Here is a 25,036-nt window from a genome sequence, read left to right on the forward strand (position 1 = left end):
GATTAATCAAATTTTACAACTTCGTAAGGAAGATTCATCTCATCTCCTGTGACTAATGCAACCAATGCATTCCAAATAAGGTCAGCACTTGGAGGACATCCAGGCAGGAAATAATCAATCTTCACCAACTCATGACAAGGATATACTCTATCCAGTATCATGGGAAGTTCATCATCATTAGGGAGGATTTTCTCTGTGTTTAATCTGACAGTTGGTCCATTAAGATAGGCCTCATCAATACATTCTTTCACAGGTATTCCATTTCGTAAAGCTGGTAATCCGCCCATGATGGCACATTCCCCAAACGAAATCAGAATTTTACAATTCTTCCGAAATTCTTTCAAAACGTGAACATTCTCGCTATTACAACATCCTCCTTCAATAAGTCCAATGTCACATTTTTTTGTAAACGTTTTAATATCATCAATTGGCGATTTATTAAACTCAACAAGTTCAATAAGATCCAAGATTCTTTCATCTATATCCAGGAAAGACATATGACATCCAAAGCATCCTGCCAAAGATGTGGTAGCTACAATAGGTTTAATCATTTTTTTCCTCTTTATTTGTTTTCAATTTCACTACCGATAGGATTTGTATCATATTTCCTTTTTCCTATAGGTGTTTTGAAACCTTGTTCTTTATAAATAATAGATCCAACCGGACAAATTTCCATTGCTTGATTGGCTAATTCATCTGAAATATTAGCTCCTAATTCTTTATCCAGAACAACTTCCACATGGTGACCTCTTCGTCTATAAGCAAACAGGCTGCGACCCTCTTCATCTTTAATCGTACGTATACATCTTTTGCACAGTATGCATCGATTTTGATCTTTGATAATCTTAGGATTGGAACCGTCTATAGTTCTAATCGGGAAAACGAAAGGAAAACGTGGAACCATCATCGTAAATCTGTATGCTAATGCCTGAAGTTCACAATTCCCGCTCTTTTCACATGATGGGCAAAAGTGATTTCCTGAAACAAACATTGATTCAATAATTGCGTTTCTTAAGTCTGCAATTTCTGGAATAGTATTTTCAATTTCCATTCCGTCAGAAACAGGCGTGGTGCATGCAGTCATTAAACGGCCATTCACCTTAACTGTACAAATACGACAAGCTCCTTTTGGTTTTACCCCTTTAATATTACAAAGAGTCGGTATATAAATGTCATTTTCGCTTGCAGCCTTGACAATAAAATTGCCTTGCTCGCTCAAACATTCTTTCCCGTCAATAGTAAATTTAATTATGTTGCTCATTTTTAATGATTTTATCGTCCAAAAAATTAATTATTCATGAAGATTAGGTACACGATTTACTGCTTTACATGATTCACTAACAGCTCTATCTAAATCAAAGCCGAAATCAAATTCCTTATCTATTTGTACTTTTTCTTCGTAAAATCTTCTAAAATTCTTAATACTCGAAACAATTGGATTGGCAGCTGTTTGGCCTAATCCACAACGACTGGCTTTTAAGTACTTGCTCCATTCTTTCAAGTTTTCTATATCAAGTGGAACACCTTGCCCATCGATGATTTTTTTCAATGTCTGACGCAATATATAGGTCATGTCGCGACAAGTTGAACAAGATCCACATGATTCTTCAACAAAGAAATCGGTGAAATTCAGCACTACATCTTCTAATATATTCCTATCCTTACCAATAATAATCATGGATCCACCTGTTCCAAGATCTGAATAACAAATTGTACGCTCAAATTCGTTTTCCCCAATTAAAGTCCCTGAAGGTCCACCTACTTGAATTGCTTGAACATTTTCTGCACCCACCATTTCCAACATATCAGCAGCACTAAATCCCCATTCAACTTCATAAATTCCAGGATAAGTGCAATCACCGGAAATACTCAAGATTTTTGTACCAGTAGAATCTTTCGTACCAAATGATTTAAATGCATCAGGACCTTTTGTCATGATGTACACAGCAGCACAAAGTGTTTCAACATTATTTACAACAGTTGGTTTGCCTAAATATCCCTTTTCTACCGGGAATGGAGGTCTGTCTCGAGGTTCCCCTCTTTTCCCTTCAGCTGATTCAATTAAAGCTGACTCTTCACCACATACGTATGCTCCGGCACCAAACTGAATACGGATATCATAATCGAATCCATTTTTGCCTGCAATGTTTTTACCCAAAAATCCTTGGCTTCGCATATCGTAAAGAATATTTTCTAGATAATCTTTCAAATAGCGATATTCATAACGGAGATATAAAATTCCGGTTTTGGCTCCAATTGCATAACCAGCTATAACCATTCCTTCAAAGACCATGTATGCTTTCTCGGTTAAAATAACCCTATCCTTGAAAGTACCAGGTTCCCCTTCGTCTGCATTACAAAATACATATCGTTCAGTTTCCTCACTTCTGCTGCAAAATTCCCATTTTAAACCAGTCGGAAATCCAGCACCACCACGACCTCGAATATTCGATTTCTTAATTGTATCAATTACATACTTTGGATTCACCGAAGTAATTCTTTTAATGGAATCTCCAATTTTAAAATCAGATGAAAGAATAGGTCCTTTCTTTCTGATATTATTCATGACCATGGAGTTTACGAGTATATTGGCATTCTGACCATCTCCATTTCCTTCGTTCACTATTTCATCCATTTGTTTTCCAGCCTTCATGTCTTTGATAATTTCTTTGGCTCGAAATGGAGTGAGTTTAGTAAAAATTTGCCCATTAATAATTGCGGAAGGCTCCTGATCATTCATGCCTATACAAGATGTATTGAATAAGCCGATTAATCCATCTTCTGTTACTGAACCAAATTGGCCGCCAGCTGTTTCTTCAAATGCCTGTGCTACTTTATCCCTACCCAACATACATGCAACAGCACTGTCGTTCAAGTAGATAGAATATTTTCCTTTAGGCACACAGGTAAAGAAATGATAGAAACTAATAGTTTGCATTACATCCACATTTGACAATTTCACTTGCTCAGCTATTATTTGAATAGCTTCTTCAGGAATATGACCAACTTCCTCTTGGATATCAATGAGAATATCCATGATTCTAGTTTTATCCTTTCCGTATTTGTCAAGTATGGGTTGAACAATAGATTTCATATAGCTACAATTTATTTATTAAAGGTTTGATGATTCGATATGCATGAATATTTTTGTAAAAGAAACATGGCTGCTAATCGTATCATAAAACAAATTATATTTCAAACTAGTTTAATCAATTTAAATCTGTTAATTGATTCACAGCAAACATAAAATCTTTTGAAATTCTCTTCCAAATATTTTAAATAATAATAATAATTCTAAAATACAAAATATTACCCAACACAAGTTGCTGATTAACTGAATTTTGCGATTTATGGCATTTTCAACATATTTAAAAATACTTCCACATATTTATAAAACTATTTTTGTAAATAACTATTTATCACTGCATTATTTCTTTAATTGGATTTTTTTTAGACTCGTAATTCTACCAAGTTAATTACAATTTTCTAGAATCATTCTAAATCAAAAATCTAAACTAGTATATTCATTCAAAAGCATAAGTTTGCAGCAGAAAAAATGTTCTAAATTGCATTAATTAACAACAAAATAATATGATTTCAAGGCTCATACAAGTAAAAGGATTGGTTCAGGGAGTTGGATTCCGACCATTCATTTATTTATTGGCCGAAAGTTGTGGAATATTGGGTACGGTTGAAAATAGAAACGATGGGGTAATTATTAGAGCCGAAGGAGATAAAGAAAACATGAATCAATTTCTGTCATCGATTTCTGAAAAAGCCCCACTTGCCTCCAATATTTTTTCCATTTCAAATAAGGACGAAAAGTATAGTGGTTTTGTAGACTTCAAAATTGTTAAAAGTGTAAATACATCCAATGAAATTACTGAAATAAGTCCTGATATTGCAGTATGTGATGAATGTTTGAAAGATATTCGAAAGCAAAAACACAGAATTAATTACCCATTTAACAATTGTACTCATTGTGGTCCGCGCTTTACGATCATTAAAGATTTACCATACGACAGGGAAAAAACAACCATGGATATTTTTCCCATGTGTCAAACATGTAAAGAAGAATTTATCAATATTCGTGACAGAAGATTCCATGCCCAGCCAGTAGCTTGTAATCAATGTGGACCTAATTATCAGCTTGACATTAATAATGAACAATATTCTGATATTGATACGATAATTAGTAAAGCAAGCCGATTATTAGACAATGGTAAAATATTGGCCATAAAAGGACAAGGAGGATATCATCTGGCTTGTGATGCAAGCAATGAACTTGCTGTTTCTAAACTCCGACAGCTAAAACTCAGAGAGGGAAAACCATTTGCCGTTCTCTTTGCTGATTTAGAAACACTTGCCACCTATTCAGTTCTTACGTCTACTGCAAAAAAAGAATTAACATCTTGGCAGAAACCAATTGTATTGCTTCCATCACAAAATAATTTAGCACCATCGGTTTCAAATGGACTAAGTACAGTTGGTGTTATGCTGGCGTACATGCCCATTCATTATTTGCTTTTTGGAAAATTGAAAACCAAAGCAATTGTTTTAACAAGTGGAAATATTGCTGACGAACCAATTGTAATTGATAATGAAATAGCGAAAAATCAGTTTGGCAATCTCTGTGATGCAATTTTAACCTATAATAGAGATATTTTCAATCGTACAGATGACTCTGTTCTTTTCGTAGCAAACGAAAAAAGCAGAATGATTCGCAGATCAAGAGGATTTGTTCCTTCACCTATCTATAGCAAGTTAGCTGTCGATGGGATTTTTGCAGCAGGAGCGGAATTAGTAAATTGCTTTGCTATTGGCAAAGGGGAACAAGTTATTTTAAGTCAGCATATTGGTGATTTGCAAAATCTTGAAACACTTGAATTCTATACAGAAACTATCAATCAGTTTTCTAAATTATACCGATGGAAACCACAGTTAGCAGTTTGTGACTTACATCCCGACTACTTGTCTTCAAAATATGTGAAAAACTTAAACATTAACTACCTGCAAGTTCAACATCATCACGCACATATTGCTTCTTGTATGGCGGAAAATGGATTAGATGAGCCTGTTATTGGAATCAGTTTTGATGGAACAGGTTTAGGAGATGATGGTCACATTTGGGGAGGAGAGTTTTTTGTATGTGATTTTACTGATTACCAAAGAATAAGCCATCTGGAATATATACCTATCCCGGGAGGTGATAAAGCGACAAAAGAACCATGGCGAACCGCAGTTTCGTATCTTTATCATTATTTTGGAGAAGATTTATTTGACTTAAATCTTGATTTTTATAAAACGCCAGGGAATGAGAAGATTGAAATGATTATTGATCTAATAAAGGGGAAAATAAATTGTCCGCTTAGTTCAAGTGCAGGAAGATTATTCGATGCTGTATCGGCATTACTTAATATTTGCCCAGAATCAAATTTCCATGCTGAAGCACCAATGAAATTGGAATCAGTTATTGATACTAATGAAGAGGCTTCCTACTCATATGAAAAAACTGATATTATTTCATTCAAATCAACATTTTCTGAAATCATTAAGGATATCAATATAGGAGTTTCTGTTTCCAATATTTCTGCTAAATTTCATAATACGATTATAGAAATAATTTGTGAAACTGCTTTGGATATTAGAGAAAAATACAATTTAAATAAGCTGGCACTTTCTGGTGGGAGCTTTCAGAATAAATACATACTTGAAAAAACTGAGAATAAATTAAGCCAAAATGGTTTTGAGATTTATACTCAAAATAAAATCCCTACAAATGATGGAGGCATCGCTTTAGGGCAATTAGCAATTGCAGCTAAAAAAAGAGAATTAAAATTAATTTGATAAAATAGATATCATGTGTTTAAGTATACCGGCAAAAGTATTGGAAATTAAAGGCGAAATGGCAACAGTTTCAGTTGGTGGAACTGAATATGAAGCAAGTCTTCAAATAGTAGAAGATATTCATGTTGGCGATTATGTATTGCTACATACAGGTTTTGCAATTCAGAAGCTCAGTGAGAAAGAAGCTCTTGAAACACTAAAGCTTTTTGATGAGTATGAAGAGTTAAATCAACGTTTAGATGAAGAGGAAAAAGAAACTGGCAAACGAATTACCTAAACTCTCGCCATGTATTTTTACCATATAAGCATAAAAACAAAAAAGCGTGAAATATATTGATGAGTATAGAAATAAAGAAATAGTTCAATCTCTTCAGAAAAGGATTGAAAAAATTTCGACAAAGGAAGTCAGATTTATGGAAGTGTGCGGAGGACATACAATGTCTATTCAAAAATTTGGAATACCATCCCTCCTACCTTTAAACATTAAACTTCTATCAGGGCCTGGGTGTCCTGTTTGTGTTTCAAGTAGAAGTTATATTGATCAAGCCATCGCCTATTCACGCATGGAAAATGTAATTATTACCACCTTTGGGGATTTAATTCGTATACCTGGATCAACCTCATCTTTGGAAAAAGAAAAAGCAAATGGAGCCGATATTCGCATAGTTTATTCTCCATTGGATGCGTTGGCTATTGCCAGAAGTAATTTGGATAAAAAAATAGTTTTCCTCGGAATAGGTTTTGAAACTACCGCTCCCGGAAGTGCAGCATCTATAGTAACAGCTTATAATGAAAATCTAAAAAATTTCCTCTTGTTTAGCTCCCATAAAGTTATGCCTCCTGCTATGTCTGCATTAATTGATGAAGGAGTTAAAATTGATGGCTACATTGCCCCGGGTCATGTTAGTACCATAACCGGACACAATATTTACCTCGATTTTCCCAAAAAATTTGGAATAGCCTGTGTTATTTCCGGCTTTGAACCAGTCGACCTTTTACAGTCCATTTATATGCTAGTAAAACAAGTTGAAGAAAATGATCCAAAAGTTGAAATACAATATCGGAGAGCAGTTAAAATGTCAGGAAATGAGAAAGCTTTGGCAATCTTAGATGAAGTTTTTGAACTCAGAGACGATTGGTGGAGAGGATTGGGAATTCTACCAAAAAGCGGATTAAAAATCAGGAATAAATATGCCGATTTCGATGCAGAAAGTGTTTTGCAAGTGGACGTTGAGCCAACAAGGGAAGACAAAGGTTGTTTATGTGGTGAAATTTTGAAAGGATTGAAAAATCCGAAAGATTGCAAATTATTTGGCAAAGGTTGTACGCCTTCAGATCCGGTTGGTGCATGTATGGTTTCCTCCGAAGGTGCTTGTCATGCCTATTATAAATACAATAGAGAATAAATAAATGGAAAAAATATTATTAGGTCACGGAAGCGGTGGACAATTATCCCATGATTTAATCAAGGATTTATTTGTCAAACATTTTAATAATCAGACTCTGGATCAACAAACTGATGCGGCTATTCTTGAAATTAATACAAAAAGTATATCCTTTACAACTGACTCATTTGTTGTAGATCCTATATTTTTCCCTGGTGGCGATATTGGCAAATTGGCGGTTTGTGGAACGGTAAATGACTTGGCAGTTTCGGGTGCTAAACCAAAATATATGAGTGCCTCCTATATAATTGAGGAAGGATTGCCTTATAAGGATTTAGAAAGGATTGTCATCTCCATGGCCAATGAGGCTAAAATAGCAGGAATTAATATAGTTACTGGAGATACCAAAGTTGTGAATCGAGGAAAATGTGATAAAGTTTTTATTAATACGACTGGTGTTGGCGAAATTGAAGACAAATTCAAGGAAATTGGTAGTGGAAAAAATATTGAAATAGGAGATAAAATTATTATCAATGGTACAATTGGCGATCATGGTATGTCGATTTTGAAAGCCAGGGAGTTGAACCGGTTCAAGGCAAATATTCAATCGGATTGTGCTTGCTTGAATAGTTTAATATCAAAAGCACTTGAAATATCTGACAACATCCATTTCATGCGCGATGCTACCAGAGGAGGGCTGGCAACCGTTTTAAGTGAACTCGTTGAATCCAATAAATTTGGAATTGAACTATTTGAATCAGAAATCCCCATTCGTGAAGAAGTTCGTGGGATGTGTGAAATAATTGGTTTTGATCCTTTATACGTGGCTAATGAAGGCATCGTTTTAATGGTTCTTGGAAAAGATGATGCCGATCAGGTATTGGAAACGATACGAAAAGATGAATTAGGTAAGAATGCTGCTATCATTGGAGAAATAACTGACAAACATCCAAGAAAAGGGTGGGTTCAAACTGAAATTGGTGGAAAGAGAATTATAGATATGCTGGCAGGAGAACAATTGCCGAGAATTTGCTAAATCAAACTCCCGGCAATAAGTTTAGTCTTCAATGGGATTACCATATCCGAATTTATCATAAAAAACGTTCAATGCTGATGATAAATCAACAAAAGACACACTGTGATTTTTACATCCATGCCGAGAACAAATGTTTACTTTACCTCCCATTTCAAGTTTAAATTGAACCATAGGAGCATCACATACTTCACATGTTAAGTCAATAGCCAAATTCTCATTACAACTTGGGCAACTGAAGGTAGTAATCTCATTTTCTGCTACTTCGATTCCAACATGATGATCATAACAATCATAAATGGAACATAATCTCAATATCCCTTTTCCACTTTTCCCTTCAATATCCAGTTTTATACTTGGAAAGTTGTTCAACTGGTTGTAAGGATCCATCAGTGATTTTTTACAATGGGGACAGTTTACTTCAAAAATAATACTTTGTGGCATAGTTTCTAATTTTGTTAAAGACAATCAAATATACTATATGTTTCAAATTTCAAGTACTTTTAAGAGATGAGTTTGAGATTACAAACACTTAATTTTATTACTATTAAGCTCATAATTAAGCAAAAAATAGTACCTGAAAAAAAGCTAAACCACTAAAGCTGTGTGAAATGATTAACAGCACAATCTTTGAATTTGATCTGTGCTAAATGGGTAAATAAAAATAATTAATGAAAAAATATTAACGTTCACCATAGCGATGCTGATGGTAAAATGTATTTAGTGCTGATGTCAGATCAACAAAGCCTACGGAATGGTTTTTACAAGCACTTCGTGTACAAATTGTTACCTTTCCCCCGATAGCCAATTTCATATCGGTCATAGGTGCTTCACAAATTGAACAAAATTCTTTGGAGGAAAGATGTTCATCACAGTGAGGGCAACTAAATTTTGCTATATCGCCATCTTTTATTTCTAAATCAGAAAAGAAATCGTAACAGCCATAAATACTACATAATCGAATTAATCCTTTATTTCCTTCAAACTCAATATTAAGTCGAATACTAGGCTTATTGTTTAATAGCCTATAAGGATCCATTAAGCTTTTCTTGCAATATGGACAGTTGACTTCAAAAGATAATTCAGACATTTTTCTAATTTTAAAGATTTGCTATTGTAATAAATAATTTAGTTTTAATACAAATCCATAATATGATTAAAACACTAATAATAAATTAATTACAGTCTTTTATAATGACTGTACAATCAATTTACAAATACAAATTAAAGATACAATAAATTATTGACTTTTCAAACAATTTGAATTATATTATTAGCTAGTTTGCTATGTAACAATCATGCTTCTAATTATACAAATAAAAACCAGGCATTTTGTATTTTTGAAACCATTAAAAACAGACTATGCACGAGCTATCCATTGCCATGAATATTGTTGAAATTGCTGAAGAAGAAGCACAAAAAGCTGGATCTACTAAAATAAAGAAAATTGAACTTGCTGTTGGAAAACTTTCGGGAGTAGTATATGAAGCTTTGGACTTTGCATTAAAGGAAGCTGTTAAAAACTCGATGTTAGAAGAAGCTGAAATATTAATTCATGAAATAGAAGGTGAGTCAAAATGTTTAAAGTGCTATCATATATTTGCTACGGAAAACATATTTGATATATGTCCTAAATGCAATCATACTCAGTGCGAAACCATTCAAGGTAAAGAACTTAAAATCAATTCTCTTTTTGTTGATTAACCACTTGTCTAAATCTATGATTTTTAACACACTGAATTAAAAATCATCTTTGAAAAATCACCAATTTTCCTTATCTTTAATAATTAACAGATTTAACAAGAAACACTGTTAATCAATATTAAAAGAGAGATATGTTGAACTACAAAAGGATTACTTCAATTTTTCTTTATCTGGTTGCTATTCATTCATTTTGCGTTGGTTTATTACTCGTTATTTTACCTGCTGAAATTATTAGCATTTTTGGATTCAATGAAGTTCATAAAAACTTCTTCCAAGTTCAAGGTGGAGTTTTTCATTTGATTGTTTGTTTTGCATATATTGCTGGAGCCTTAAATCCAATACAGAATAGATTATTGATTAATTTCGCCATTTTTGCGAAGATTACAGCTTTTTTATTTCTATTCTCATATTACCTTTTTGTCCAATCAATTTTAAGTGTTTTACTTTCAGGCATAGTCGATCTTCTCATGGGCATAATTTTACTATTTCTGATTTCAAAAGTAACTTCATTTACTAAAGTCTAAATCCAAAACTTGTGATCTCACAAAGAAAACAAAAGAATATAATTGTAACTGGTGCTTCTGGTTTTGTTGGAAAATATTTCATTGATTATATCAAAGAAGAATACAATGTTATTGCCATTGCACGAAGATCCCAAAATGAATCAGGAATAAGTTATCACCCCAATATTCATTGGGTACAATGGGATATTGCAAATACTTCATTTTTAAATCAGGTATTGGGATTTATTATTGCAAAAGGATGTGCTGATTTTATTGTGCATTTAGCAGGATACTATAATTTCAACTATAAATACCACCCAGAATATGAACGCACAAATGTTTTAGGGACTAAAAACGTTTTGGAATTAGCCAAAAAGCTGAATATCAAACGATTCCTTTTTTCAAGTTCTTTAGCCGCTTGTAGTTTTGATAATAAAGATCGACTAATTAATGAAGAAACCGAAGCTGATGCACATTTTGATTATGCGATTAGTAAAAAGAAAGGAGAAGAACTGGTAAAACTTTACACACCTCATTTCAGTATTTCTATAATACGTTTTGCGGCTGTTTTTAGCGATTGGTGTGAATATCCTCCTCTTTATAAATTCCTAAGTACTTGGTTAAAAAAAGGATATGACAGCAGAATATTAGCAGGTAAAGGATTTTCAGGAGTAAGTTACATTCATATTTATGATTTAGCACGCTTAATGAAAACAGTGCTGAAAAAACATGAAGAATTGCCAATTGATTCAACATATGTGGCAAGTCCAGATGGTAGCTCTACACATCTTGATTTATTTAAAATATCGACTAAGGATTACTTTGGAAAAGAAAGACGACCAATTTTTCTTCCAAAATTCTTAGCATATCCTGGAATTCTTGTTAGGATTTGGATGGGAAAGCTGAAAATTACCCCACCATCTTTCGAACAATTGTGGATGGTGAAATACATAAATGACCAATTAAAAGTCGATGCATCAAAAACAAGAAAAGAACTAAATTGGGATACGACTCCACGATATCACATTTTGAGGCGACTCTTGTTTTTATTAGTCAATATGAAATCACACAAACAAGAATGGGACTCAAAGAATGAAGCCAGCCTGAATAGATGGTCAATGCGTCCTAGCTTAAAGATTTATGAGCATATGCTTCAAATGCAAGATCATATTCTTAAAAAGGTAAGAATCTGTATTATTGATGATGAAGAAAAAACCGAATTTGCCAATTTCAGATCATTAGGTAAAGTGGAATTTGATCAATATGTGAGTCAGATTTATCATTTGATAATGGCAACCGTTCGAAGCAGTGACCGAAGTTTGATGCTGGAATATATTGGAGATATTGCTGTTGACCGATTTGCAACTGGTTTTGATTTCGAAGAATTAAGTGATTTCTTCCTATGCATTAATAAAATCATAGTTGAAGAAATGTTACAAATACCTGAATTAAGCAAACTGAAACAAGAAGTTTATGATAGTATAGAGCTGAGTATTCAGATGGCTATTGATGAAATGGCTGACACCTATGAGAATCTGGAAATTAAGTTAACTCCTGAGAAATTAACAAAATTAAGATCTTTAAAAGATCAGAAAATGAGAGCGATAATGATTGAAAAACTAAGTGCGTTTTATCAGGAGAATGAATAAGAATTAAACCAGTACTTGATTTTCTCTCAAACTTATATGATGCACCCATTGCTTCACTTGATTCAAAATTTCATTGAATGATTCTCTAAGCTTAATGCTTAATTCAGAACCAAACTCTAAGTATACATCAACTTCAATAGAAATCACAAACACATTCTCAGGAATTTCAAATCCAATATTTTTCCAAAATGTAAAACAATCCTGAAATTTCATTTCGTGTATATTGGTCAAATGGAGTGTTTCTTTAAAATTGGTGATTTCATTTATTTCAATATATCCAGGAGGATTTGTTCTTTGAATAGTACCATCAATAAATACAACTGTGTTATATTCTGAGAGTTTTTTCCCCATATCAAGATTAAAGAGCAGTTCTGTATGGTAATGATGATTTTGAAAATAAGGATCGCTGGAAAGATAATCGACAATTTTCACACCCACACCATCATCTGTTAGGATATCACTCCCCATTCCTACAATTAATATGTTGCTATTTTTACACAACTACTTGCGCTGAATTGTTCGAATAATATGACCATCCGGTTGTCTGAAATTCACCTTCATCGGCATTTTACCTGGCTGAAAATGAGTAGCACATGAAAAACAAGGATCATAAGCACGAAATGCCATTTCTATCATATTCAAGATTCCTTCAGAAACTGTTTCTCCTTTCTTAATTAAGCCTTGAGCTGCTTTTTTCAACGACATGCAAATAGCAGCATTATTATTTGTTGTTCCAACAATAATATTGGCCTTGGTAACAATGCCTTTATCATCGGTCCAATAATGATGCGTTAGTGTTCCTCGTTGTGCTTCAACAGTACCAACACCTTCAGTTGGAGTTTTTGTTAATTCTTGTCTCAAATTTGTGCCAACAATATCAGGATCTTGTGCTAACTCAAGTGCATATTCTGCTGAATAGAGTAATTCAACTAATCTGGCCCAATGCATGGCAAGTGTTGCATGAACAGGTTTTCCGCCTAAAATATGATACATTCTTTCATATTCAGCTTGAGCTAAAGGAGTTGCCATTCCATCTGCTGCATTCAAACGAGATAATGGTGTGGCATGATATACACCTGAATCTTGTCCATCAACAAATCCTTTCCATCCTTTTTTCTTGAGATAAGGAAATTTTAAATAACTCCATGGTTCTACCCTTTCTTCCACATAATCCCTATAATCGGCTGGAGCATATTTATACAATTCTTTCCCTACTGTGTCTACAACTCTTAACTTTCCATCATAAAAATTGACTTTGTTGTTTTCATCTACCAATCCCATTGAATGAATATTCAAATTATATGGACCATTAACTATGATATCTACATAATCTTTATTGGCTAAAACAACATCATCAAAAATCTTCAATGAAAACTTAGCAAAATCAATAAAACCTTTTGCTTTTTCAACAATATCAACTCTTTGCTCTTCGGTTAAGCCTTTACGAACTCCACCCGGTATATTCATCACCACATGGGTTTGATGCCCACCCAATAATGCCTGGATTTCCTGCGCAATTCTTCTTTGCTTGATAACCTCTGTTCCAATTTCAACTCCGACTTTTCCTATTACACCAAGTATGTTTCTTTCAGCCGGACTGGCAGTTGGACCTACTACAAAATCGGGTGCAGCCAATGCATAAAAGTGTGCAATATGACTATGCACAAAATGAGACATATAGAATAATTCGCGCAGTTTTTTTGCTGTAACAGTTGGTTCAACACCATAAACCATATCGGCAGCTTTACCACTTGCCATGTGATGACAACCAGGGCAAACACCACAAATCTTTGTTACAATCTGAGCTAATTCTTCAACAGGTCTTCCTTCACAGAATTTTTCGAAACCACGTAATTCAGGAACCTGAAAATACACATTATCGACATCACCTTCATCAGTCAGGAAAATTTCAATTTTCCCATGTCCTTCTAGCCTTGTGATAGGATCTATAGTAATTCTTTTCATAATACTTTCCTCCTTAAAATTGAACCGGGCAAACTAAATCTATAAAATGTTCCGGCAGGATCATCAATTGTATCAACAACAGCAGCAATTTCTTCTGGTTTATCACCATCAATCATGGTGGCTACAGCACTTAACATTTTAGAACCGGGGTCAGGTACATCTTCGGGTGGACCATAACAACCCCGACAGGGGGCATTTCCTTCAATGCACCTAACTCCGCAGCCTCCGCGAGTAGCTGGCCCCATGCAAATAACTCCCTGTTCAAGGAAGCAAGTTTCACCATCATCTACTATATCAATCGGGCGTTTAAATTCTCTAATTTTTTTATTATCTGTTTTCGTTCTTTTACACTCATCACATTGAGACTTATTTAATGCCCCAATTACTGATCCTGCTGGAGGTAATTCAGCTCCTGTAACAATTGCTAAAAACACTTCAACTAAGCGTTCTGTTTGAGGTGGACAACCTGGTAAGTAATAATCTACTTCAACAACCTGATCAAGCGTACGAACATCATTGTAGAACTCCGGTAATTCGAGGACACCTTCTTTCACTTTGTGTTTTTGTTCTGGTCGAATGTTATCTGGATTAACAGTTGATTCAGTCGTTTCATATACACGTTTGAGCAATTCTTCTTTGCTGGTAAAATTAGCTAATCCAGGAATTCCTCCCATATGAGAACAACTGCCATAGGCTACCAATACTTTGGTTTTTGCTCTTAACAATTTAGCCATGTGCTCGTTTTCGCTATTTCGAACAGCTCCATTAAACAAACATAGATCAATATGTCCATCAGGCATTGCTTCAACATCCTTGTATTTAATATCCAATGCAATTGGCCAAAATACCAAATCTGCATGTTCAACTACAGTAAACAGTTTTTCATGAACATCAAGTACAGAGACACAACAGCCACCACAAGCTGCTCCCCAATAAACTGCCATTTTTATTTTTGGTTTTGTTTCTACCATTTTTCTAATTTACGCTAATGTTTCAACGACTTCTTTAACTTTACAAGGACCCAATTCTTTGATATTCTCAGTGAATTCGTCTGCTAATGCTGAAAAGATTTTTCCTTCACTAGCACTAATCCATTCCAACCTGATTCTATCTTTTTCGATCCCCATTTGATCAATAAACTTTTCTAATAATGTGAATCTTCTGAGGCATTTATAATTGCCTTCATGATAATGGCAATCACCCGGATGACAACCGCAAATCAGCACACCATCAGCTCCTTGACGGAATGCTTTCAAAACGAAAGTAGGATCAACACGCCCAGAACACATAATTCGGATTATTCTGATATTAGGTTCATATTTCATTCTGGATGTTCCTGCCAAATCAGCACCTGTATATGAACACCAATTGCAAAGAAATGCGACAATTTTAGGATTAAAACTCATTTTACTCTCCTTTCAAATTAATAGTCAATTAAAGCGCTTCTTCAGCAATATACATCTCCATTAAACCTTCAATCTGAGACATTATTTGCTTATCTGTAAAGTGTTTGCTGGCAATTGCTCCACTTGGACAAGCAGAACCACACGTACCACATCCTTTACATAAGATTTCGTTTACATAAGAAACATTTTTTTCTTCATTATAGCTGATTGCAGTATAAGGACACACATTTACACAGGTTTGGCAACCACAACATTGGTCTTCATTTACTACTGCGGTGGTAACCTCTACAAATACTTTTCCCTGATTTATGGTTGCCAATACTCTGGCAGCTGCTGCTTTTGCCTGACTGACAGAATCGGGAATGTCTTTGGGTCCCTGACAGCCCCCCACTATATAAACACCATCTGTTGTTGTGGCAACCGGATCAAGTTTTGGATGCTTTTCAATGTAGAAATCATTTCCACACATACTAATTCCTACCGCATGGGCTATTTTTTTTGCATCAACCTGTGCTTCAACACCAACCATTAGGACAACTAAGTCAGCTGGTACTTCAACAGATTCTCCAGAGAGTCTTTCTTCCATAATTACATACATGGAACAATCACTTCCTTTTGATGCTTTAACAACAGTTGGCATTTCATCTTTCTGATCGAACATCAGAAAAACAACTCCTTGTCTGGATGTTTTTGTATATAATTCTTCACATCCTTTTCCGAAAGCTCTCATATCAGAATAAAGTTCAAATACGTTTGTATCTGGCAAAGTCGATTTTATCTGGTTAGAGAATTTCAAAGCAGTCATGCAACAATTCCTTGAACAGTACTCATGTGTAATCTCATTTCGAGATCCTACACAATGAATAACAGCAATATTTTTAGGAGTTTTTCCTTCTTTTGTAAGGATTTCTCCTTTTTGAAGCATTTTTTCGAACTCTACCGATGTCAATACATCTGGGAGACGGTTGTAGGCATAGTTACCTAGATTTGTTGGATCTATAGATTTTAATCCTGTTGCAACTATTACATTTCCAAATTCAAGTTCCCGATTATTAATGGTTGATTTAAAGTTTCCAATATATCCAAATACTTCGTCAACTTCAGAATTAAAAAAGACTTCAATTTTCTCATTATTCTCAACACTCTTTATCATCATTGCTAGCATTTGCTGAGCACTTTGAAAATAAGGAAAAGTGAGATCAATGTTTTTTGCATGTCCTCCAAGCTTATCAGATTTTTCAATTAGATATACCTGTCTACCTGAATTTGCAATCTCTAAAGCAGCAGATATACCTGCTACTCCACCTCCAATAATCATGGTTTTTGAATCTATTTCAACAGATCGCTTCTCCAAAGCTTCATGGAATTGAACTTTGTTTATAGCAGCAGCTAACAAACTTTTAGCTTTTTTGGTTGCTGCATCCCTATCCAAATGTACCCATGACACTTGCTCCCTAATATTGGCCATTTCAAACATGTAAGGATTCAGACCGGCATTTTCCAGTGCTTTTCTAAAAGTAAGCTCATGTATTCGTGGTGAACATGCTGCAACTACAATTCGGTTCAATTTATTCTCCTTAATATCCTTAACAATTAAATCTTGTCCAGGATCGGAACACATATATTTATAAGTCTTTGATAGTGCTACATTGGGCAAGCTCGCAATTTCTTCTGAGACTTTCTCAACATCAACCATTTTGGCAATATTGGTTCCGCACCAGCAAACATATACACCTATTCTAATTTCTTCCATACATCTATTTTTATGCAGCTTGAGCTATTTCAATTTTATGATTTCTCTTGTAAGCAGCTTTCTTCAATCGTGAAAAATAGGCCGCAAAAGGACGATAGGCTAAGTGTGACCACTTTGAGAATGGTACTTCCACAACTATCATAGGAACCAGTATTGCTAAGTGAATAACAAATGTAAAATATGTGGCAACAGGTAATCCCGTTAATCTAAAAATATGAATAAGAATCCCTGTTATTGTTGTTAAACCCAAAAGAATAAGAAATAACCAATCGGATACATGTGAATATTCAAATTTCACATCACTCTTTTTAAATCGACCTATTGCTGTATACACCAGAAAGAACAACAATCCAAATGTGGCATAATAACCAAGTATTCTTTGCCAGTTATACCAAGGCTTAACTTCTTCAATTTGAAACTTGGGAAGCAACGCAACAATTACAGTAAACATGATTGTATAGCTAGTCATTAGTAGTAAATGACCAATCCAATAATTCTTTTTATCACATTTTGAGAACTTTGGTTGGGCTACAAAGTTGAAGAGCAAATGCCAGGCTTCCACAAAGTAGGAATAAAGCGGTATTCTAATACTCTTATCCTTTAAAATAACTTTATTGTACATATTTAATATATTAGAGATAAGCAGCAATGCAACTAAAATAGCCATTGTAAGGTCTCCAATTTCAACAAAGTGTAAAAACTCAATATTTGTTATACCGTTTACAAGACTATTAATCATAACTCCTCCTTGATCGTTAATAAACGATTCAGGATTTGTAAAAATTGCTTTCGCAGGAGGAAGGAAAACAGCAAAAAGAGCAATAACCAATAAGGCAAAAAAGCCGAGAAATCCATATTCCCATTTATGAGATGTGTAGAATTTCTTACTCAAACCAGTCCAATCATAAACCGATGTCAGATACCTTCTTAATGTCATCATTAATTCTCCCGGATTCGCATCGCGTGGACAAGTTTGGGAGCATTCTCCACAATAATAACAAAGCCATGGATCTACATTCATGGTTAACTTATCTTTCAATCCCATTTGTATTTGTCGAATTCCTTTTCGCGGAAACAAAAATCCATTTTCTGTTAAAGGACAAATAGCTGTACAATTTCCACAATGAAAGCAATCGTTCCATTCACTAATTCCATAGGACTTTAATTCCTTTTTTAAATCTGTATTTATAGTATACCTCATGATTTAACCTCCGTGATTAATTCATTGACACGATTTTCAATATCTTTAAATGATAGGTCGAATACACTTTTTTCAACTTTATTATTGATTATATTTTGCAATACTCTCGAAGCTGCGGCAGATGCTTGTGCTACTGTATCAGGAATATCTTTTGGCCCCTGACAAAGTCCGGCAATGGAAACTCCACCACTGTTTGTATTCACAGGATCGCTTAAGGAATTGGATTCATTATACCAGCCATTACCGTCTTGTGTAATTTTTAGCATTTTTGCCAATTCAGAAGCTTTGTTAGCTGGTTCCAAACCAACAGCCAGAATTACCATGTCCAATTCATCTTCCAGCATTCGATCGTTTAGCATATCCTCACTTCTCAACAAAAGCTTTTCACCTTTTTGCTTTATTGTTGCAGTTTTGCCTCTGATCATATTAATTCCCTCAGTTTTAATACGCTCATAAAACTCTTCGTAACCTTTTCCAAATGCGCGCATATCAATGTAATATTCATTTATTATTGCATCTGGAAGTTTTTCTCTCACCAAATGAGCAAGTTTTAATGAATACATGCAGCATACTTTCGAACAATATTTATTATTGTTTTCATCCCTGCTACCAACACAGTGAATAATGCCTACACTTTGGGGTTCACCATTGCCTTCTTTAAAAACCCAATTTCCTTTTTTATCTTTCTTACGATAAGTGATATTACCTTCTGTGGGTCCAGCAGCATTAATCAACCTCTCAAATTCCAATGAAGTCAGAACGTTGGGAAATTGACCATATCCATATCGTTCGATTTTTTTTGCATCGAAAACTTTAAATCCGGTAGCCAAAATGATATTCCCAACATTAATCTCAATTTCAGAATCTTTCTCATCTAAATTGATACAATCCGGAACTGGACAAATTTTTACACATACTCCACATTTCCCATTTTCAACATAGGTGCAATTATCAGCATCAATCAAATACTTATTTGGTACTGCTTGTGGAAATGGAATATAAATAGCTTTTCGTAAGCTAGTATCTGCATCAAATTCACTAGCAGCCTTTCGGGGGCATTTTTCGGCACAATTACCACAACCTATGCATGTAGAAATATTAACTCTTCTTGCCTTTTTGTTAATCTTAACTTTAAAATCACCAGCATCACCTTGTACCTCTTTTAACTCAGAATAAGTGATTAGCTCAATATTAGGATGTTGACCGACATCAACCATTTTTGGCGTTAAAATACAAGCTGCACAATCAAGCGTTGGGAATGTTTTATCGAACATTGCCATGTGTCCTCCAATAGTTCCTGATTTTTCGAGTAAGTAAACCTTTTGACCTCCATTTGCAATTTCCAATGAAGCCTGAATGCCTGCAATACCTCCTCCAATTACTAAAGTATCTTTGTTTACAGTATTATGTCCTGGTTTTGCAACTTCTCGAAAATCCAAACCATTTACTGCGCATAGTAATACCGCTTTAGCCATTTCTGTAGATTGCCCATTGAATAAAGCATGTTCAGAAAAACTGGCCAGAGCAAGTTTTTTATGATCCAAGCCTGCTAACTTCATCGCCAAGTCAATTTTGTTCTTAATCAATCCTGGATAATCACCGGCAATAACAATTTTTTCAACACCTGATGATTTAAATAAGGATGCAAGATCTGAAGCAGTTAGTTCTAACACTTTCCCTATCCATACCTGTTCAACTGATGGAATGGATTTCGCATATTCGATGATGACATCATTATTGAACAAGCTGGCATATTCACTATTGGAGTCATAATAACAAATACCAATTTTTACACGCATAAAACTATATTTAGTTCATTTTATATCAATTTTGTTATGGAGAGATTTGGAAGGATTGGTATATGGTTGAGCTTAAATAGGGTATCAGGTTAATTCTCTCAAATAACAGTGGATTTAACACTAAAAATCCAACGTAATTTTACTATCAAAACACATGTCTAAAAATGACATGTCTCAAAAAAAAAACTGATATTAATCAGAAAAACCAAATGAATATTTATAGAGCTGTAGTTTTCAATAACTTAGCAATCAATATTGCTAATTTTCATTAAACCAAAAAAATCAAGAACGATAATACTTCTTCCGTTAATACTAATTAATCTTGCTTCTTTGAATTCCTTAAGTATTCGAATAACGGTTTCGGTTGCTGAACCCACCGAATTAGCTAAATCTTCACGAGAGATACGAAGTTCGAACTGAGTATTTGAATCGTCACTTTTATAGGTGTTTACAAGAATCAAAAGCGATTCAGCTACACGCTGCCTAACAGTTTTTAAAGCAATAGAAGCCATGCGCGTTTCCGCTTCTTCTAACATTCTACTTAATGAAATAAGCATATAGTTTGTTAGATTTGGATATTTCATAATCAAATGAAATATCTTCCTATTATTTATAAAACAAACCAATGAATCCTCAATTGCCGTAGTTGTCGTGGTATATTTTGAACCTTCTATAACTGCTTTAATTCCAAAAAGCTGACCAGGAGCAATAAATTGTATTATTTGTTCTTTGCCATTTTCCCCGTTTCTAAATTTCTTTATTTTGCCACTATTTACACAATAAAGACCATTGGGACTGGTTCCTTCATGATAAATAGTTTGGTTTCTTTTGTAGAGAGTGCAGGTTTTCTCAATACTCAAATCACGCAAATCCTCATCAGAAAGGATGTTAAAATAGGTTTTAAACCTTACATCACATTCTTTGCAGCTTGGTTTTTCAAATACTGATTTCATTTTTTCAGATTTGAATTAGTCATTAAAAATGTTAAAATGCTAAATATATCGGCTTACGGTTTCATAAAGCATTGATATGCATTCAGTTTGCCTAATGTGGGCATTTCTTGAAGTTAAAGTTAAGTAGAAAAATCATTAAAAAACATGACTTAGATCAGTTTTTGCATATCTTATACTTAATATGCTGATTTATATCATGTTTAGCTATCTCTTGAAGAGAATAGTATAAATATTCGTTTTTATGCCTTCAATAAAATAATTTTGTTGCTCATAAAAAAATATAATTATGTGTGGAGATTGCGGATGCGGCCAAGAAGATGGTATTAGAATTACAAAACCAGGAACAGAACATAGTCATTCTCATCATGAGCATGATCATCAACATAACCATGGCGATGATCACCACCATCACCATGATGAAAGTGGTCGAGAAATAAAGCTGGAGCAAAACGTTTTACAAAAAAATGATTTATTAGCAGAACGAAATCGTGGATTTTTCGAAGCTAAGAACATTTCTTGTCTCAATTTAGTCAGTTCACCTGGATCAGGAAAAACAAGCTTGCTGGAGAGAACGATTAAAGAATTTGGTGCCGAAATTGATTTTTATATCATTGAAGGTGATCAGCAAACATTAAATGATGCCAACCGTATACAACAGGCTGGTGCTCCTGTTGTTCAGGTTAATACTGGGAATGGCTGTCATCTTGATTCTGATATGATCAATAAGGCAATTAAACAATTGAACCCTAAACAGGATTCAATGCTGATTATTGAAAATGTTGGCAATTTGGTATGCCCTGCAATGTTTGATCTGGGTGAAAAGAAAAGAGTTGTGATCATCAGCGTTACAGAAGGAGAAGATAAACCTTTGAAATATCCAAACATGTTTGAGGGTTCACAATTATGTATCATCAATAAAACTGATTTAAGCCCTTATGTTGATTTTGATATAGAAAAAGCAAAGAAATATGCCTTACAAGTAAATCACAACATGGAGTTTATTGAGCTATCTGTTAAAACAGGTGATGGAATTGATAAATGGTACAAATGGTTAAAGGAAGAGGCTAATTCATAATTATTATTGGCTTTTTTTATCTATATCAGTTTTAAATATCTATTTATTTAAATTTTGTATTAATTTGCATGCTAATAATTGCTGTTAAATTATTATCAATACAGAATTAAATGAAAAATCTTCTTCCTGAGAAAACAGTTGAACGTTTAAGTCAATGCCGAAGAGTATTGTTAAATAAGCTTGACCAAGACAAAGAGTTTATTTTCTCTCATGAAATAGCCAAATTGCTACATTTGACTCCAGTACAGGTTCGTAGAGACTTCATGTTAATGGGTTATACTGGAAGCCCGAGTAAAGGTTATAATATTAAGCGCTTAATTAAGGCTATTGGTAATACTATTGATCCAGAAGATTGTCAATATGCAGCAGTAATTGGTATGGGAAATTTAGGCAATGCTATTGCCAAATATGTGGAACGAAAAAGGCAGTATCTCAAAATTGTTGCTAGTTTTGATATTGATGACAAGAAAATAAGTAATTGTGTTACAGGAGTAAAATGTCACCATTTGGATGAATTACCACAAGTTGTAAAAGAAATGGATATTTCAATTGCAATCATTACAGTTCCTGCCAATGCAGCTTATGATGTTAAAGAATTGCTGGTTGAAAATGGGATAAAGGGAATTCTTAATTTTACTCCTGCACCATTGAATGTACCTGACAATATTTATTTAGAAGAATTCGACTTCATTACTTCTCTGGAAAAAGTTGCGTATTTTGTAAAGGAAAAGTAGTGTTTCCCACCTTTTATTCACATAAGTAAACTTTATAAGTTTTTAATCAGCTAATCCCACCAAATCCTTTATTCATAGTCCATACATCGTTTTAAGCCTTTTTGACAGAATTTCTTTTCAAGTATATTGAATTAAGCATGGAATATTATTTGCATTATTCACAATGTTGTTGAAAATAATTTTGAATCACATTGAATGAGTAGTATATTTGTAAAACAATAGTAACAAAGTCATATGAAGAAATTTTACGTCTTTATCCTAATATTCCTTTTATTTGCATCTGTCGATAATGCTTTTGCTCAAAAGCTATCCTCAAAATACGATACCAGTAATGTTAAAGGTTTACCATCTACATTTGAATTAGTTTCTTATAATTGGATTTACAACAATACTGCTACCACAACAACTTATATCTGGGTAGTGAAGGCTATTGACATCCCTGCTACTTGGTCGATTGGTATTTGCGATAAAAACAATTGTTATTTTAATGCAGATAGTCAGGAATTTGAATTAACAGGAATGGATTCAGGCTCATTCGATATTCATTTTTATCCCGATAACAATGCAGGTACTGGATGCGTAGAAGTTTACGTCTATCCCAAAGGGTCTTATAATGAAGGAATTACTATTGCAGGATGCTGCAATGGAACAACTGGAATCAAACAGAATGTTTCCTTATCATTTAATATGTATCCCAGTCCAGTTAGAGATATTTTAAACATTCAATTTTCAAAGAAAGGAAGTCATTCAATTGAAATATACAATATTTTAGGAAGACGATTACTGACTAAGGATGTTCAGAATGCAGATCGGATGCGAGTTTCGTTTGAATCTCTGCAAAATGGAATGTATGTAGTCATGTACAGAAATGAAAAAGGTAAAGTAATTACTAAAACTATTTCTAAAGAATAGAGTAAAAAAAAAAAAAAAAAGGGACTTTTTTAAAGTCCCTTTTTTTTTAAACTTTTGGTTTATAAGCTGATTTCATCAATATTTTTTGTTCATCTTTCTCTTCAAATAATTCTCTGAAGTCTTTAATCTCATTTTTTGTTACATAGTTCCGAACAATTTGCCACCCCAACCATACACCAAGTTGTGCAGGTGAATCTGAAGGAATTCCATATGCATTAGTAAATGGTCCATCATCAATGTAACGAGAAATTTTAATAGCCTGCGTTTCATATAAAACCTTGCTCAGTAATATTTGATTCCAGATTTTTCCTTCATTTTTCTCACACCATTTAATTTCGTTCTTGCTATATCCAATCAATATGGAATCATTCTTTTGTGGTATCATCAATTCAAGAAAAAATAATTTCTTACCTTCATAAATCATTTTTGATAACAAATTGTTTCCACTAAATTCATCTTCAGCATACAATTTTCCAAATTCCACTTTTAAAATATCGGTGCTTAAATATGCTTTAGAAAATTTCTTAGATTTATATTTTGGGAATAAACCTTCATAATAATGGTAATCAGCTCCAAGATAATAATCTAATGAGAACATCATAATATTCTCAAAACTGGCTGCAGCAACACCAAAATTTGAAATAATACTATAAAACTCAGGAACTTCTAATTTAGGATAATAATAGAGCAAATGTTTATATGCATCTTCCAGCTCTTCTTCAATATCGTCTAAATCCTTGTATTGCTGTTGGCAATCACGATATAGTTCCTGTGTATATTTATCAAAAAAGAAAGCATGAAGACTTTTTGAGAAAAGGGAATCTTCAATTCGTCCTGCCATAGCAATCTGCTCAACAAAAACTTGAAACATGGCAGGGTATTGAATCCCAATATCAACCAGTTGATCATCGTAATGTTTTTCATCCAATTGTATTAACACTTCATCAAACCTATTAATTTCAAGCTCCAATTCTATATTATCAACATTAATTTGATAATTGGATTTAGAATTACATCCAAAAAACAAAAAGGCTATAAAAAGGAGAACAATGAATTTGTTATATCTTCGTACCCACATATTCTCACACTAGTTATGTATTTCAAGCAAAATTAACGA

Annotated in this window: 24 protein-coding genes; 10 read left to right on the forward strand and 14 right to left on the reverse strand. The window is 33.9% G+C overall.

Going from position 1 to position 25,036, the window contains the following annotated elements:
- Positions 1-2: 2 nt before the first annotated feature.
- From HOG71_02085 to HOG71_02095, 3 genes are read right to left on the reverse strand one after another with little or no spacing between them, the layout of a single operon-like run.
- Positions 3-551 carry an NADP oxidoreductase gene (locus HOG71_02085; protein ID MBT5989617.1) on the reverse strand — a complete coding sequence of 183 codons (549 nt, stop codon included), beginning with the start codon at positions 549-551 and terminating at the stop codon, positions 3-5.
- Positions 552-562: 11 nt separating this feature from the next.
- On the reverse strand, positions 563-1,261 hold the full coding sequence (locus HOG71_02090; protein MBT5989618.1) for a 2Fe-2S iron-sulfur cluster binding domain-containing protein: 699 nt from the start codon (positions 1,259-1,261) through the stop codon (positions 563-565).
- Positions 1,262-1,291: 30 nt separating this feature from the next.
- Positions 1,292-3,094 (reverse strand): hypothetical protein, encoded by a 1,803-nt coding sequence (locus HOG71_02095; GenBank protein MBT5989619.1) that lies wholly within the window; start codon positions 3,092-3,094, stop codon positions 1,292-1,294.
- 497 nt (positions 3,095-3,591) lie between these two features.
- Between HOG71_02095 and hypF the strand changes: the two genes are divergently transcribed.
- Genes hypF through hypE form a run of 4 tightly spaced genes read left to right on the forward strand, consistent with a single transcriptional unit; the run spans position 3,592 to position 8,268 of the window.
- Positions 3,592-5,847, forward strand: coding sequence for a carbamoyltransferase HypF (gene hypF / locus HOG71_02100; protein MBT5989620.1), 2,256 nt, complete (start codon positions 3,592-3,594; stop codon positions 5,845-5,847).
- 13 nt (positions 5,848-5,860) lie between these two features.
- Positions 5,861-6,124 carry a HypC/HybG/HupF family hydrogenase formation chaperone gene (locus tag HOG71_02105; protein ID MBT5989621.1) on the forward strand — a complete coding sequence of 88 codons (264 nt, stop codon included), beginning with the start codon at positions 5,861-5,863 and terminating at the stop codon, positions 6,122-6,124.
- Positions 6,125-6,170: 46 nt separating this feature from the next.
- A complete protein-coding gene (gene hypD / locus HOG71_02110) occupies positions 6,171-7,253 on the forward strand; it encodes a hydrogenase formation protein HypD (GenBank protein ID MBT5989622.1) in 1,083 nt (360 codons plus the stop codon).
- Positions 7,254-7,257: 4 nt separating this feature from the next.
- Positions 7,258-8,268, forward strand: coding sequence for a hydrogenase expression/formation protein HypE (hypE, locus tag HOG71_02115; GenBank protein ID MBT5989623.1), 1,011 nt, complete (start codon positions 7,258-7,260; stop codon positions 8,266-8,268).
- 21 nt (positions 8,269-8,289) lie between these two features.
- Here the strand turns inward: hypE and HOG71_02120 are convergent, their stop codons facing one another.
- Together HOG71_02120 and HOG71_02125 are read right to left on the reverse strand one after the other, a co-directional pair.
- Positions 8,290-8,655 (reverse strand): hypothetical protein, encoded by a 366-nt coding sequence (locus tag HOG71_02120; GenBank protein ID MBT5989624.1) that lies wholly within the window; start codon positions 8,653-8,655, stop codon positions 8,290-8,292.
- A 292-nt stretch (positions 8,656-8,947) separates the two neighbouring features.
- A complete protein-coding gene (locus HOG71_02125; protein ID MBT5989625.1) occupies positions 8,948-9,355 on the reverse strand; it encodes a hypothetical protein in 408 nt (135 codons plus the stop codon).
- A 272-nt stretch (positions 9,356-9,627) separates the two neighbouring features.
- On the opposite strand from HOG71_02125, the gene HOG71_02130 reads away from it, so the two are divergent.
- From HOG71_02130 to HOG71_02140, 3 genes are all read left to right on the forward strand, one after another.
- Positions 9,628-9,969 carry a hydrogenase maturation nickel metallochaperone HypA gene (locus HOG71_02130; protein MBT5989626.1) on the forward strand — a complete coding sequence of 114 codons (342 nt, stop codon included), beginning with the start codon at positions 9,628-9,630 and terminating at the stop codon, positions 9,967-9,969.
- Between the two features lie 131 nt (positions 9,970-10,100).
- Positions 10,101-10,493 (forward strand): hypothetical protein, encoded by a 393-nt coding sequence (locus tag HOG71_02135; GenBank protein MBT5989627.1) that lies wholly within the window; start codon positions 10,101-10,103, stop codon positions 10,491-10,493.
- A gap of 11 nt (positions 10,494-10,504) precedes the next feature.
- On the forward strand, positions 10,505-12,121 hold the full coding sequence (locus HOG71_02140; GenBank protein MBT5989628.1) for an NAD(P)-dependent oxidoreductase: 1,617 nt from the start codon (positions 10,505-10,507) through the stop codon (positions 12,119-12,121).
- 3 nt (positions 12,122-12,124) lie between these two features.
- Here the strand turns inward: HOG71_02140 and HOG71_02145 are convergent, their stop codons facing one another.
- The 8 genes from HOG71_02145 to HOG71_02180 all read right to left on the reverse strand — a co-directional run bounded on the left by HOG71_02145 (position 12,125) and on the right by HOG71_02180 (position 21,198).
- Positions 12,125-12,589, reverse strand: coding sequence for a hydrogenase maturation protease (locus HOG71_02145; GenBank protein MBT5989629.1), 465 nt, complete (start codon positions 12,587-12,589; stop codon positions 12,125-12,127).
- 33 nt (positions 12,590-12,622) lie between these two features.
- Positions 12,623-14,089 (reverse strand): Ni/Fe hydrogenase subunit alpha, encoded by a 1,467-nt coding sequence (locus HOG71_02150; protein MBT5989630.1) that lies wholly within the window; start codon positions 14,087-14,089, stop codon positions 12,623-12,625.
- A complete protein-coding gene (locus tag HOG71_02155; protein MBT5989631.1) occupies positions 14,083-15,057 on the reverse strand; it encodes an oxidoreductase in 975 nt (324 codons plus the stop codon). The genes HOG71_02150 and HOG71_02155 overlap by 7 nt, the downstream gene beginning before the upstream one ends.
- Before the next feature lie 9 nt (positions 15,058-15,066).
- Positions 15,067-15,492 carry a hydrogenase iron-sulfur subunit gene (locus tag HOG71_02160; protein MBT5989632.1) on the reverse strand — a complete coding sequence of 142 codons (426 nt, stop codon included), beginning with the start codon at positions 15,490-15,492 and terminating at the stop codon, positions 15,067-15,069.
- A 28-nt stretch (positions 15,493-15,520) separates the two neighbouring features.
- The gene (locus HOG71_02165; protein MBT5989633.1) at positions 15,521-17,245 is read right to left on the reverse strand and encodes a CoB--CoM heterodisulfide reductase iron-sulfur subunit A family protein; all 1,725 of its coding nucleotides are present in this window, start codon (positions 17,243-17,245) and stop codon (positions 15,521-15,523) included.
- Between the two features lie 10 nt (positions 17,246-17,255).
- On the reverse strand, positions 17,256-18,446 hold the full coding sequence (locus HOG71_02170) for a 4Fe-4S dicluster domain-containing protein (GenBank protein ID MBT5989634.1): 1,191 nt from the start codon (positions 18,444-18,446) through the stop codon (positions 17,256-17,258).
- Positions 18,443-20,245: a CoB--CoM heterodisulfide reductase iron-sulfur subunit A family protein gene (locus tag HOG71_02175; protein MBT5989635.1), complete on the reverse strand. Its 1,803-nt coding sequence runs from the start codon at positions 20,243-20,245 to the stop codon at positions 18,443-18,445. The genes HOG71_02170 and HOG71_02175 overlap by 4 nt, the downstream gene beginning before the upstream one ends.
- 242 nt (positions 20,246-20,487) lie before the next feature.
- The gene (locus HOG71_02180; GenBank protein MBT5989636.1) at positions 20,488-21,198 is read right to left on the reverse strand and encodes a Crp/Fnr family transcriptional regulator; all 711 of its coding nucleotides are present in this window, start codon (positions 21,196-21,198) and stop codon (positions 20,488-20,490) included.
- A 286-nt stretch (positions 21,199-21,484) separates the two neighbouring features.
- Between HOG71_02180 and hypB the strand changes: the two genes are divergently transcribed.
- The 3 genes from hypB (at position 21,485) to HOG71_02195 (ending at position 23,919) form a co-directional block, all read left to right on the forward strand.
- Entirely contained in the window at positions 21,485-22,273 is a 789-nt protein-coding gene (gene hypB / locus HOG71_02185) for a hydrogenase nickel incorporation protein HypB (protein ID MBT5989637.1), read from the forward strand.
- A 110-nt stretch (positions 22,274-22,383) separates the two neighbouring features.
- On the forward strand, positions 22,384-23,007 hold the full coding sequence (locus HOG71_02190) for a redox-sensing transcriptional repressor Rex (GenBank protein MBT5989638.1): 624 nt from the start codon (positions 22,384-22,386) through the stop codon (positions 23,005-23,007).
- A 234-nt stretch (positions 23,008-23,241) separates the two neighbouring features.
- A complete protein-coding gene (locus HOG71_02195) occupies positions 23,242-23,919 on the forward strand; it encodes a T9SS type A sorting domain-containing protein (GenBank protein ID MBT5989639.1) in 678 nt (225 codons plus the stop codon).
- 46 nt (positions 23,920-23,965) lie between these two features.
- On the opposite strand, the gene HOG71_02200 is transcribed toward HOG71_02195, so the two are convergent.
- Positions 23,966-24,997, reverse strand: a complete 1,032-nt coding sequence (locus tag HOG71_02200; protein ID MBT5989640.1) for a hypothetical protein — start codon at positions 24,995-24,997, stop codon at positions 23,966-23,968.
- Positions 24,998-25,036 lie beyond the last annotated feature (39 nt).

The sequence above is a fragment of the Bacteroidota bacterium genome (assembly GCA_018698135.1).
Taxonomy (GTDB): Bacteria; Bacteroidota; Bacteroidia; order CAILMK01; family JAAYUY01; genus JABINZ01.